A 12,772-nucleotide genomic window follows, 5' to 3' on the forward strand; every position below is an offset into this window, starting at 1 on the left:
CCATGATAAAAACTTTAATAGTATTTGGTACAAGACCTGAGGCAATCAAGATGGCACCTTTGGTAAAAGAGCTTCAAAGTGATGCAAACTTTGAAGTTCGTGTGTGTGTAACAGCTCAGCACAGGCAGATGCTTGACCAGGTTTTGGAAATATTTGATATAAAGCCGGACTATGATTTGAACATTATGAAACACAACCAAAGTCTTTATTCTGTAACAGCTGATGTTATATTAAAATTTGAAGAGGTTTTAAAAAAAGAAAAGCCAGACATTGTTTTGGTGCATGGTGATACAACTACAACCTTTGCATCAGCTTTATCTGCCTTTTATTTTAAGACAAAAGTTGGACATGTTGAGGCAGGGCTGCGCACTTTCAATAAATTCTCACCTTTTCCAGAGGAAATGAACAGAAAACTCACAGCAGCTCTTTGTGATATTCACTTTGCACCCACAAAAAGGGCAAAACTGAATTTATTAAAAGAAGGAATTAATGAAGAAGACATTTTTGTCACAGGAAACACAGTGATTGACACCTTAAAATACACTATAAAGAAAGATTATAAATTCAGAGAACCAATTTTAAATGAAGTTGACTATACAAAAAGGATAATAACACTCACTGCTCACCGGCGAGAAAATTTTGGAAAACCACATGAGAACATATTTGAAGCAGTGCTGAGTTTAGCAAATGAATTTGATGACATTCTTTTTGTGTACCCTGTACATTTAAACCCTAACGTTAAGGATGTTGCAGAGAGGATTTTGAAAAATCATCCACGAATTATTTTGATAAATCCTATTGATGTTGACGATATGCACAATCTTATGGCAAAAAGCTACTTGGTTATGACAGACTCTGGCGGTCTTCAGGAAGAGGCACCTTCTTTGGGCAAGCCTGTTGTTGTTTTGAGAGATACAACAGAACGTCCTGAGGCAGTTTTGGCGAACACTGTCAAGGTTGCAGGAACTGATAAAGAGAAGATAGTGGAGATATTGAGAAAGCTTTTGAGTGACAATGAAGAGTACTCTAAAATGGCTCATGCGGTAAATCCTTATGGAGATGGATTTGCTTCAAAGAGAATAAAGGACGCACTTTTATACTATTTTGGCTACAAAAATGAAAGACCAGAAGAGTTTAAAGGAAGTGATATGTACGTTTAGTATCTTTACATAAATCTTAAAAAGACCGATTAAATAAGTGTGAAAAAAGTTATTTAAGAATTATTTTCAAGGTGGGATTATTAATGTTGTACAGGATAGTGAAAAAACTTGTTGCTATTTTGTGTATTGTGGGAATTTTGATACCGCATTTTAATTTACAAGGTTATTCTCAAACCTTGGGCTCTTCATTAGGCTTGACTGTTGTGCGAGATGTCAATGGTGTTTATAAAATAACTAAAAATTCTATATCAGTAAAATGGAATGCTGTTGAAGAGGCTGCTTATTATACAGTTGAAGCTGCTTATTCAAATAGTCAAATAGATTTTTCAACTGCAACAACCAATACATATTGTGATATAACAAATCTTAAAGCGGCAACGCTTTACAAAATAACAGTGTCTGCAAAAGATGAAAGTGGTGAGGTAATAACTACGCAGTCCATTTATGTCATTACAGAGTTTAAGCTATATGCTGAGCCAGAGCCAGATCCTGCAAAAGAGGAGGATATTCCACTTGGCTTTGGAGGAGATAAGCCAAAGCTTATTATAAGTTTTCACAAAATAAATATATCTCTTGATTACCAGAACGATATAGGATTTAGAGGATATAATGTGTTTGTTGGAAAAAGTCAAACAGGTGCTGATGCCAATCAGTATTTTATAGACAGCAATACGAATGAAATATATAAATACTTAAAAAGTGGAAATCTAACTATTCCAGTTGAGCTTGTAAGGGATGGCAAGAAACAATTTGCTTCAGAAGACAAAGGAATAGTGAGTATGACAGTTTATGACAAATATGATGGAATAGATACCCCTGAGCTTTATCCGGGAACGATTTATTACATCATCATGAACCCCAAAATGGACAACACCAGTGTTATATACAAACCACTTAGCAACATATCCTGCCCCACTTTGATGCAAGTAAGTGCCGCTAAAATAGGCGAAATTGAAAAAGATGGTAAGATTTTGGCTTTGGTGAGAGTGCAGTGGAAAGGAGTTGACCCTGGAAATTATAAACAAGATGAGATAAAGTATCAGGCATACTATGCAACAAATGCGAACGAACTGCCGCGAGATAGCCTGCCTCCTCAGAACATCTTTGCAACAACTTCCTATAATCAAAATGAAGCCTATATACCTGGTCTTTCTATGACAACAAAGTATTATTACATTAGAGTTGAGGCAGTTTTTGCAGACGGGACTAAAATTCCATCTGCTTTAATTAAGGTTTCAGTGACAGAGCTCGGTGACATTCCGCCAACACCAAGAAACTGTCAAGCTGAAACAGTCTCCCAGACAGAAATTAAAGTATCATTTGACAAGCCTGTTTCTGATGATGTGTATTACAGGTACCAGATTTGGTACTCAACCCAGTACAATGACGTATTGGATGCAGATAATAATCCTACAGTGTATAAACTGGTGTACATATCTGAAAACTACAATCCCAATATAGATGGGTTTGTTTCAAACAATTTTGAAATTTCTCAAGATGGGAAAAGGTATAGTTATCGTGTTAAAAATCTTAAACCGAACACAGTTTACTATTTCAAAGTAAGAATAATCAATCTTTCTGACCTAAACAGTCCAAAAAAATCGGATTTTTCCCTGGTATTTGTAGGAACAACAAAACCAATACCAACCTTAGTTGTCCCACCAATTGATGATAATTTTATAACTAAGATAGAAGTTGATAAAAATAAGATTACAATCTATACATATCAGGATAAGTTTTTGGAGGATGTGCGTGCTAATGTATATGACTATGTGAGAAATAGTGTCGGGCTGAACTATCAAAGTGTAGAGGAGTCTGTATATTATCATGTATATGTATGCAAATATACATGGGATGAAAACAAGATACTATTTTCTTTTGAGATTTCAAGCGAGGAATTAAAAGGTCAGAACAAAATTGAGGTATCTGGTCTTGAACCAAATACTGTTTACTATATCAGATTTAAAGTAAAGGTTGTACTTCTTGATAAAAGCTATTTTTCAGGCTTCAGCAAGGCATATGTTGTTGCAACAAAACCAGAACCAGTTCCTCCTACAATTTCAAGACCTGAAATTCCTAAAAACTTTATGATAGCTCCAGAAAATGGAGCTTTGACCCAGACCTCTGTTAAGCTGAGATGGAATACAAAACAGAATCAATCATATGTAATCCTACAAACGTTTAAACCCTTAGAAGATATTAGTTTGAGCTTAGATGAGACTATAAAGTATTTTACCAATACTTTGAAGCAAAAGGTTGAGATTTATTCGCAGAACCAGTCGGGTAGTTTTGTAGTTCAGCAAGTGGTATATGATGTATACTCTCAGAATGCCTCAGTCGGGGCAAGAGTTTATATAGATGTTACATCACCTTGTACTTTCACAAACCTTGCTCCCAATACCCTGTATTACTTCTCAATCAAGGCAATAGAGAATGGCATGGAATCTTTCTGGGGAAGTATAGCAGTTACAACATCACCTATTGAAAAACCTGAAAACTTAGTTATTTTTTTACGAGATCCAAGTGGACATGGACTGACTATACAATGGCAAGGCAATCAAGCTTATGGGTATCAGGTATTTGTAAAGGCAGAGACGGATACGGTATTCACTATGGTTTACTCTGGCAACATTTCTCCTTTTTCTATAATTGACTCAAAGACAGCGCTGTTTAGGTATTACATCGGAAATCTAAAATCTAATACACTTTATCATATAAGAGTGAGAAGTATTCATATTCCTACAGGGAAAGTATCATTGTTTGCAGAAGTCTTAGCAAGAACACTTTTTAATCAGAGTGATTTTGAAGAGCAACAAAGGAAAATAAAAGAACAAGAAGAAAGCAGAATAAGAGAAATTCAAAACCAGAAACAGCCCATTATGGTTATAGAAAACAGCTCTGATAAGTATTTTCTTTATCTTATTGACCAAAATGCTCTTGATGAGATAGAAAGGTCAAGTAGTAGTGAATTTGTGATTGACTTTACAAGGGCGACCTATAGCAGTGCAAAAGGTCAGGTTCAGTTTTCCTATAAAGTAGCTGATAAGCTTGAAAGGATGCAGAAAAGTCTTGTTATAAAATACAGGAATGTAACTATAAAAGTGCCAGCTGGGGCTTTAAATGTCCCCGAAATAGAAGTTCTTTCTAAGAGGCATAACATTGAAAAAGGAAATATATTGCTTTTTGCAGAGGTTAGCAGAGTTTCGGGTATTTCTGTGCCATCAGGGTATGAATTAGATTCAGACGTTGTGAACTTTAAACTGGGTGCTAAGTACTATTACAACGATGAAGTTCTTATTTCTAACCTTGCAAAGCCGGTAAGTATTGTAATTGTTTATAATCAATTAATTGTACTTCCAAATGAAAAACGGGTTGTGTACAGCTTTTCGGATAATGCTTTTGTAGACAAATTCAATATAGACAAAATAGCAAATAAGATTGTGTTTAATGTTACCAAAACGGGTTCGTATGGTATTCTGAAAGCTTCAATCTCATCAAATTATACAAGCAGTAAATACAAAGACGATATAGTTTATCTTGCTTACAAATATGGTCTTAGTGATTTGTATGTCAATTTTTCGAAGACTTTAACTCAAGAATATGCAAATGAGCTTTTGAAAAAAGTATTTTCAACTCAGCTTGAAAATATTAAAAATGGAAATCTTACACGCCAAGAAGCAATTTATCTTCTTGCAAGGCTGTATGAGACAAAAAAGAATATGTTAGTAGATAGCATTCTAGTTACTAAATCAACCAATTTCAATCCAGATGGTAGGTATAAAAAATATATCTTAGCGATGATGTCAATTGGAGTTATTGACACTGATTTAAATCCAACTGATTATATACTTGTAGATGAGTTTGTTCATTATATTGTCAACTTAGAAAAACTTTTAAATTACTAAAGAAAGATTGGGTGATCAGAGGATGAGATCTTTTCTAAAAGAGATATTTTCTTTCTTTTTATTGATTTCATTTATTTTAACTTTGATGCCTATTTCAGCAGTTGCACAAACGGTTGTCCTTCCTGCACCATCACAGCTTACAATTGAAAGGCAAAATAATTTGCCAAGGATAGAAGTTGGAGATGATGGTACAATTACAATATATTTTTCATGGCAATATTCATACTCTGATTTTGACTACTTTGAGTTGTATTTAGGAGATGATCCAAACAAGTTTAATTATGGTTATACAATTTACAAGAACGCTGATCCAAATCTCACGCAGACAGATGCACAAAGTTATGTTTATAAAGTTCAAGGACTTCCAAACGGACAAAAGATACCAAGTGGTACAATCTTTTATGCAAAGTTGAGAGCAGTTAAGGTGCTTCAGCAGCGGACAGGAAATGTTGTGTACTATTCTCCTTATTCTAACACAATAGTTTTTCTCACTCCTATATTTGTGGAGGCAGCAACTTCTTCTGAAACTTCAATTGACATTGTTTGGGATGATGTTTACTATGCAGGAGAAAGAATTGACTATGATATATATGTCTCAAAAGACATAAGCTTTACAACACCTACTAAATACCAGATTGACGGTGAAAGGATTACACTTTTGCAAAGCCAAAAACCAGGGGGAAGAGTGGACATTCTCCCAAACAGGAAATTAAAATACACAGCATCAAATCTTGCACCAAGCAGTCTTTACTATGTAAAGGTTTTGCCGAGGAATTTACCTTCTGAGATAATTTGGAGAGATCCTCAAACTTATACTCCTCCGAATTCAAAGGTAATTGGTGAGGCTGCAACCTATATTCAGGCCGAGGCACAACGAATTGCAGACAATGTAGTTTGGCTCAGGTGGGCAAAGGTTAGCATTGCTGAGGGAAATGATTATGAGATATACAAAGGTAGTAAGGACCAAGTTCCCACCTTAATTGGAACTGTTTCAACAAATGAGTTTTTTGCAATGGTAAATATAACCGATGATGTATTTTTCAGGATTCAAGTGGATGTAATTGATGCATTTGGGCGCAAAGTTTCAATAAGGTCTCCTGATTTGTATGTACATCCATACACACTACCTTATGCTCCACCAGCAGCAGAGGACCTGACAGCTTATCCAAAAACTCAAGATACTATAACTCTGCGGTTTAAGATACCTTCTGATAAAGAAGTGGTGTATGACTTTTATTACAAAAGATATCTTGATACAAACTCAGATTTTGCTTTGTATCTGTCCAACTACCAGATGACAGAAAGGGATATTGAAAAAGATACTAACAACATCCCCACCGGATACTATAAATTGGATATTACCGGCCTTGAGAAGAATACTGTCTATATCTTGAAAGTGGTAGTAAAAAAGAGATTTTTTGACTATGAATCTGGTAATTACATTTACAAAGAGTCAGCACCAGCTGTAACAATCTCCTATACACTCTCTGGTGATATTACCCCACCTACAACCCCAACATCACTTTCAGTTGTATACTCTACGTATGACAGTGTAACACTTTCTTGGACGCCTATTTACATTGCAGGCACACAACCACCTGTGGTTGACCAGAGCATATCATATGAAGTGAACTTTGCAGTCTATCAGGATGGTATGGACCTTGGAAATCCAGAAAGTTTTGACCCAACAAGTTTACAAAAGGTTATTCTTTCAAAACCTCAGATTGACTCAAATGGAAAGGCAACTTTTAGGCTTGGTAATCTAAGTCCTGATACGCGGTATGTGTTGTTCGTAAGGGCAATTAGAGAAATAGATGGGATAAAATACTATTCCCTGCCTTCAAATGTAGTTATGGCAACAACCTTTCCAAAATATGAACTTCCTCTTCCATCGAGGCCACCAATAGTGGAAAACTTAAGCGTAGTTTCCACAACCTATAACAGCGTTACTCTTTCTTGGCAGTATGTAGAGAATGTTTATTTTGAAATTCAAATCTCAGAAGACATAAAAAATGCAAGTGGCTGGAGGACAATTTCTGACTCTTTCAAGCCTTCTATAAAAGAGATTGACTATCAAGCTGGTATTTGTTATTTTACAGCTAAAGATTTAAAGCCAGATACATTGTACTACTTCAGGGTAAGGTCTTATATTGTAAAGGACAATCAAAAAATTTATTCAGATTATTGTAGTCCAGTATTTGGAAAGACACAAAAAATTCCTCCACCAAAGACGCCGGTTGCCTTTGGAATAAAAGATTATGGAAAGGACTATGTAGTATTTGTATGGGAGATTTCAGAGCTGGGAAGAAAATATATGATTGAGATTGCAGACAACATTGCTTTTACGAATTCCCAAAAGTACACAACTGATGTAGACGTGACGGAGTACAAAGTTGAAAAGCTCAAGCCAAACACACGTTACTATGCGAGACTTTTTGCAATTGGTTCAGACGGACAGCTGTCTTTGGCAACTGAAATTATATCATTTGTTACAAAAAAGGATGTAAGCGAATATACAGGTGTATTTGAACTTATTGAAGATACAACGGTTCCTATGGTGATAACTGAAGATATCTCAAACAGAACAATGTCTATTGAGATTACCTATAAGTACGTAAATACTTCTTTGGATGCAAAAACTGTTGTTGTTGATTTTACAAAGAGGACAAATAGTAATATTATTCGGTTTGTATTAAAGATAAGATATGACGTTTTAGGTGCTTTGATAAGGTTGAATAAAAACTGCCAGGTTATTTTAGATGGAGCAAGTGCAGTGTTCGATTTTAGTAGTCTTTATGTGGATGAGCTAAAAAAGCTTTCAATTTCTAATTTTTCACCAAGTAATCTATATATACAGCTTTCTTTTGAAAAAAGTAGTGAGAAGTTCAATATTCCAAATGCTATTTCAGAAATTTATGACATTAAGTTTTTAGCGTTGACATCAACCCAGCAAATTGGTATTAGCAGTTTTAACTTACCGATAAGTTTTACTCTTAAAAATAAGGAGCCATGGTCCTCGTTTATACCTTACGAATTTGACATTTTAAATATGAACTGGAAGATAGCAACTGATTACAAAGTTTCAAGTGATAAAAGGGATATTTCTTTTGTACTAGAATCTCCGCAAGCAGTTGTTATTACACGAAAGATTTTTTACAACGACATTATCCAAAGTAGCTATGCAACAAAGTTATACTATTTATTCCAGAGCATACCTTGTGATGATTCAAGTGCTACCATAGGTATAAAAAGTCCTGTGGGCAAATTAGAACTTGCTTCATATTTGGTTTACTTCGCAGAGAAGAAAAGACTTTATAGATTTGAAGTTATAAAGGAATATGCAGAAAAAGCATATAGAGCAGGTATTATTAGCAGTATTGATGACAATTCCTATCTTACAAAAGAAGCTGCTGTTGATATGCTAATTAAATTTTATGAGATTTACACAGGCGATGAGATTGATATCAGTGATGTAACATGGAAAAAACTTGGAGTGGATAATATGTATATTGATTCGGTAAAGAAAGCTTATAAAATGGGATGGCTATTTGACTATGCAACATTTAATCCCAAAGAGACTGCAACAAGAGAATACATTTTGGCTGTATTTTATCACATTACTCAAAGGATATCTCTAGATTGAGGAGGTTGTTTTAAGGTTGAAAAAGAGAGTTTTTGCTATACTTCTATTTGCTTTTTTCTTATTTTCTACAGCTTCAGCTTTTGCAGCTGATGTGTGGTGTAAGGTGGAGTACTATTACAATGGAACAAATTATACTAAGGTTATCCTTTACTCTAAAAGTAACAAAACTTATTATGTAAAAGGATTTACGAGGGATTCAGATAGTCAGGTAAGCATATTTTTTTCAGATAAAAAAACTTTTAGTTCTGAAACAAATACAGTACTCATACCACAAAGCATGTTTCTTATGCCCATAAGAGTAATATTAGTAAACTCAGATGGTTCTCCTTTGTTTAATGATGTTAAAGATTCCCCCTATAAAGATTCCATTTTATACCTTGCAAGTATTGGGAAAATTGATGGTTACAAGGATGGAACATTCAAACCTAAAAAGAGTGTCACACGTCAAGAGTTTGCAAAACTTATTGTCAATGTATTTGATATAAAAGTAGAAAAGAATATTACCAAGTACTCTTTTGCAGATATAAAAAACTGCTGGGCGAAAAATGAAATTGAGACATTGGCTAAGATGGGAGTAATTGCTGGCATTAAAGGAAAAAATGGAGTTTTGTATTTTAAACCCCAAGATGGAGTTACCTATGAGCAGGCAATTACTGTTATTAGTAGATATTTGAAGTTAAAAGCTATTTCAAAAAAAGATTACAAGTCTTGGGCAAACGAATATATAAATGCCTTTGTTGATAATAACCTTTTGAGTGAAAAGGAGGTAAAGTCGTTAAAATTAAATGCGTTTGCAACACGTGAGTGGATTGCGTATATTTTGAGCAAAGCTGTATTAAGATGAACACAATATGAAATTTAAACAGAGTATTGATAAAAATAAAAATGGATGTATAATTAAAACGTATGTTTTTAAATTCACTCAATGAAAGGAGTATGAAAATGAAGCATAAAAGACTAATTGGTATGGTGCTTGTTTTAGTATTCATAGCTACATTTTTGAGTGGTTGCGGTTCAAAAGACCAGAACCTTTCTACATTACAAAAGATAAAAAAGAATAAAGAGTTTGTGGTTGGTATGGACAATACATTCCCACCAATGGAGTTCACAGATGACAACAACAACACAGTTGGCTTTGATGTTGACCTTGCAAATGAGATTGCAAAAAGACTTGGAGCAAAGCTCAAAATTGTTGCAGTTGACTGGAGTGGAATTCAAAGTGCTTTGAAGTCCAAAAAGTTTGATGCCATAATTTCATGTTTTAGCATCACAGAAGAGAGAAAGAAAGCATTTAATTTGGCTGGTCCATACCTATACATCCGTCAGGTTATTGCTGTTAAAAAAGGTGATAATTCTATTAAGACTTTTGAAGACTTAAAAGGTATAAAGATAGGTGTTCAGGCCAACACGACAGGTGATAATGCTGTTCAAAAGATGAAGTTTATAAACTATGACAGAGATGTGACAAGATACGAAAGGATAACCGATGCTTTTAATGATTTGGACATTGGTAGAATAAAGGCTGTTGTGATTGATAGTGTTGTTGCATATTACTACAAAAAACAAAATCCTGAAAAGTTTGATATAGCACCTGCTCAACTTGAAAAAGAGCCAATTGGGATTGCACTCAGAAAAGAAGATAAAGACCTTTATGAAGAGATTCAGAAGATTTTGAACCAGCTCAAAGAAGATGGAACAATCGCAAAGATATCGAAGAAATGGTTTGGCGAAGATATTACCAAGTAAATAGAGGTGGCATAAGTTGGCTGAAAATGTCATAATAAAATACTTTCCTGTACTTTTAAAAGCAAGTGTTGTTACAATTGAGCTTACTGCAATTGCAGTAACCATTGGTCTTATTTTTGGCTTGATTGCAGCTTTGTTTAGGATTTCAAAGCTAAAAGTTTTGAACTTGATAGGCAGCTTTTATGTTTGGCTTTTTAGAGGAACGCCACTACTTTTGCAGATATTCTTTATTTACTATGGTCTTCCCAAAATTATTCCCGCACTTACACTACCAGCGTTTTTAGCAGGAGCAATTGCTCTTATTATTAACTCTGGAGCATACACAGCAGAGATAATAAGAGCTGCCATCTTGTCTATTGACAGAGGTCAGTATGAGGCAGCAAAAGCACTGGGGATGACATACCTTCAAACAATGAGGTTTGTGATTATTCCACAGACATACAAAAGACTTATACCACCTATTGGCAATGAATTTATTGCGCTATTGAAAGACTCATCCCTTGTGTCAACAATAGGAATGGTTGAACTAATGCGTGCAGCACAGCTAAAAGCATCTCAAACAGGAAGGGATGCAGAGATTTATATTGCTGCGCTTATTATCTATTTAGCGCTTACCACAGTTTTTTCGACAATATTTAATTGGCTCGAAAAGAGGCTGGGGAAATATGAAGGACAGTGAGATGACAAAAAAGAAGATGATAATAGCAAAGGACATTGTCAAATACTTTGGACACAACCTCATATTGGACAAGGTATCATTGGAAGTTGACAGAGGAGAGGTTGTAGTAATTATAGGACCTTCTGGTTCAGGCAAGAGCACTTTTTTGAGGTGTCTTAATCACTTAGAGAGGATTAACTCAGGGTACATCGAGATTGATGGGTTTGTGATTGAAGACAAAAGGCTTCATGAAAAACACAAAAAGCACAGCCCAAAGGAGATAGCAAAGTTTTGTTCACAGATAGGGATGGTGTTTCAGAGATTTAACCTTTTCCCTCACATGACAGCACTTGAGAATGTCATAATTGGTCCGATTGTTGTCAATAAAATGAAAAAAGAAGAAGCAATAGAAATTGGGCTTGAGCTTCTTGAGAAGGTGGGACTAAAAGACAAGGCAAACTCATACCCTGCCCAGCTTTCTGGTGGGCAGCAACAAAGGGTTGCAATTGCAAGAGCTCTTGCTATGAAGCCAAAAGTGATGCTGTTTGATGAGCCGACATCAGCGCTTGACCCAGAACTTGTCGGAGAGGTTTTAAATGTCATGAAAGAGCTTGCCAATGAAGGAATGACAATGCTTGTTGTAACTCACGAGATGGGGTTTGCTAAAGAGGTTGCTGACAGAGTTGTGTTCATGGACAAAGGGAAGATAATCGAAGAAGGGCTACCAGATGAGATTTTTACAAACCCGAAAGAAGAGAGAACAAGACAGTTTTTGCAAAAGATATTGTGAACAGTTTAAAGAAAATAAGCTGTTTAGCTGGATTTTTAAAGGGCTGTCTAAAAGCAATATTGGCAGCCCTTTAAGTTTATGTATATAATTATAAATGAAAGGAAGATAGTTTAAATTGAGCACAAGAAAAAGAATTTTGGCGGATGGAATACTTCTTTTTGTCACAATGGTGTGGGGAAGTTCATTTGTGCTTATGAAGAATACAATCTCCCAGCTTCATCCTTTGACATTTTTGGCAATAAGGTTTTTATTAGCATGGCTTGTTGTCACAACAATATTCTGGAGAAATCTTAAAAACTTAAAGCCAAAAGAGATAGTTTATGGGAGCATAATAGGGTTTTTTCTTTTCTTAGGAATGGCTCTGCAGGTTGTGGGTTTGAAGTATACATACGCTTCAAAATCAGCATTTATAACAGGTTTGACAGTTGTTTTGGTGCCTATTTTTGCAGGTATAATTGAAAAAAAGATTCCCAGAGTAAATGTCATAGTTGGTGTAATTTTTGCTTTTGTAGGGCTCTTCCTTTTAAATGGAGCTAAAATCTCACATTTTAACTTTGGAGATTTCCTTACCTTGCTTGCAGACTTTGGATTTGTCTTTCAGATTATATTCATTGACATCTTTACATCAAAAGAAAATGTGAGTACAATCAACATTGCAATATTTCGGCTCATGAGCGCTGCTGTTTTGTATATTATATTTTCTTTGGTCTTTGGAGTAAATCCTTTTAGTATCAAGCTTACATTAAATTCAATACTTACAATCTTAATCACAGGCATTTTTGGAACGGCTCTTTGCTTTTACAGCACAGGTTTTTGTTCAAAAATACACAACACCAACTCACACAGCTTTGATATTTTCTGCTGAGCCTG

At 35.1% G+C, this 12,772-nt stretch carries 8 protein-coding genes; all 8 read left to right on the forward strand.

What is annotated here, in order from left to right; genetic code table 11:
* Nucleotides 1–2 precede the first annotated feature (2 nt).
* The 8 genes from wecB (at nucleotide 3) to OTJ99_RS03900 (ending at nucleotide 12,767) form a co-directional block, all read left to right on the forward strand.
* Nucleotides 3–1,160: a non-hydrolyzing UDP-N-acetylglucosamine 2-epimerase gene (gene wecB, locus OTJ99_RS03865; protein ID WP_045165154.1), complete on the forward strand. Its 1,158-nt coding sequence runs from the start codon at nucleotides 3–5 to the stop codon at nucleotides 1,158–1,160.
* 83 nt (nucleotides 1,161–1,243) lie between these two features.
* The gene (locus OTJ99_RS03870; RefSeq protein WP_235374639.1) at nucleotides 1,244–5,065 is read left to right on the forward strand and encodes a fibronectin type III domain-containing protein; all 3,822 of its coding nucleotides are present in this window, start codon (nucleotides 1,244–1,246) and stop codon (nucleotides 5,063–5,065) included.
* 22 nt (nucleotides 5,066–5,087) lie between these two features.
* The gene (locus OTJ99_RS03875; protein WP_045165153.1) at nucleotides 5,088–8,708 is read left to right on the forward strand and encodes a fibronectin type III domain-containing protein; all 3,621 of its coding nucleotides are present in this window, start codon (nucleotides 5,088–5,090) and stop codon (nucleotides 8,706–8,708) included.
* A gap of 16 nt (nucleotides 8,709–8,724) precedes the next feature.
* Nucleotides 8,725–9,552: an S-layer homology domain-containing protein gene (locus tag OTJ99_RS03880; RefSeq protein ID WP_083943514.1), complete on the forward strand. Its 828-nt coding sequence runs from the start codon at nucleotides 8,725–8,727 to the stop codon at nucleotides 9,550–9,552.
* Nucleotides 9,553–9,650: 98 nt separating this feature from the next.
* The gene (locus OTJ99_RS03885; protein WP_045165152.1) at nucleotides 9,651–10,454 is read left to right on the forward strand and encodes an ABC transporter substrate-binding protein; all 804 of its coding nucleotides are present in this window, start codon (nucleotides 9,651–9,653) and stop codon (nucleotides 10,452–10,454) included.
* A gap of 16 nt (nucleotides 10,455–10,470) precedes the next feature.
* Complete coding sequence (locus OTJ99_RS03890) at nucleotides 10,471–11,133, forward strand: amino acid ABC transporter permease (protein ID WP_045165151.1); 663 nt, start codon at nucleotides 10,471–10,473, stop codon at nucleotides 11,131–11,133.
* Nucleotides 11,120–11,902, forward strand: a complete 783-nt coding sequence (locus tag OTJ99_RS03895; protein WP_083943513.1) for an amino acid ABC transporter ATP-binding protein — start codon at nucleotides 11,120–11,122, stop codon at nucleotides 11,900–11,902. Before OTJ99_RS03890 ends, OTJ99_RS03895 begins: the two co-directional genes overlap by 14 nt.
* Nucleotides 11,903–12,017: 115 nt before the next feature.
* Nucleotides 12,018–12,767: a DMT family transporter gene (locus tag OTJ99_RS03900; protein ID WP_235374638.1), complete on the forward strand. Its 750-nt coding sequence runs from the start codon at nucleotides 12,018–12,020 to the stop codon at nucleotides 12,765–12,767.
* Nucleotides 12,768–12,772: the final 5 nt, after the last annotated feature.

Source organism: Caldicellulosiruptor naganoensis (genome assembly GCF_026914285.1).
GTDB lineage: Bacteria > Bacillota > Thermoanaerobacteria > Caldicellulosiruptorales > Caldicellulosiruptoraceae > Caldicellulosiruptor > Caldicellulosiruptor naganoensis.

What these genes read in the sequence shown, in the direction of transcription:
- wecB (WP_045165154.1), top strand. Translation starts at nt 3, where the DNA reads ATGATAAAAACTTTAATAGTATTTGGTACAAGACCTGAGGCAATCAAG.
- OTJ99_RS03870 (WP_235374639.1), top strand. Translation starts at nt 1,244, where the DNA reads ATGTTGTACAGGATAGTGAAAAAACTTGTTGCTATTTTGTGTATTGTG.
- OTJ99_RS03875 (WP_045165153.1), top strand. Translation starts at nt 5,088, where the DNA reads ATGAGATCTTTTCTAAAAGAGATATTTTCTTTCTTTTTATTGATTTCA.
- OTJ99_RS03885 (WP_045165152.1), top strand. Translation starts at nt 9,651, where the DNA reads ATGAAGCATAAAAGACTAATTGGTATGGTGCTTGTTTTAGTATTCATA.
- OTJ99_RS03895 (WP_083943513.1), top strand. Translation starts at nt 11,120, where the DNA reads ATGAAGGACAGTGAGATGACAAAAAAGAAGATGATAATAGCAAAGGAC.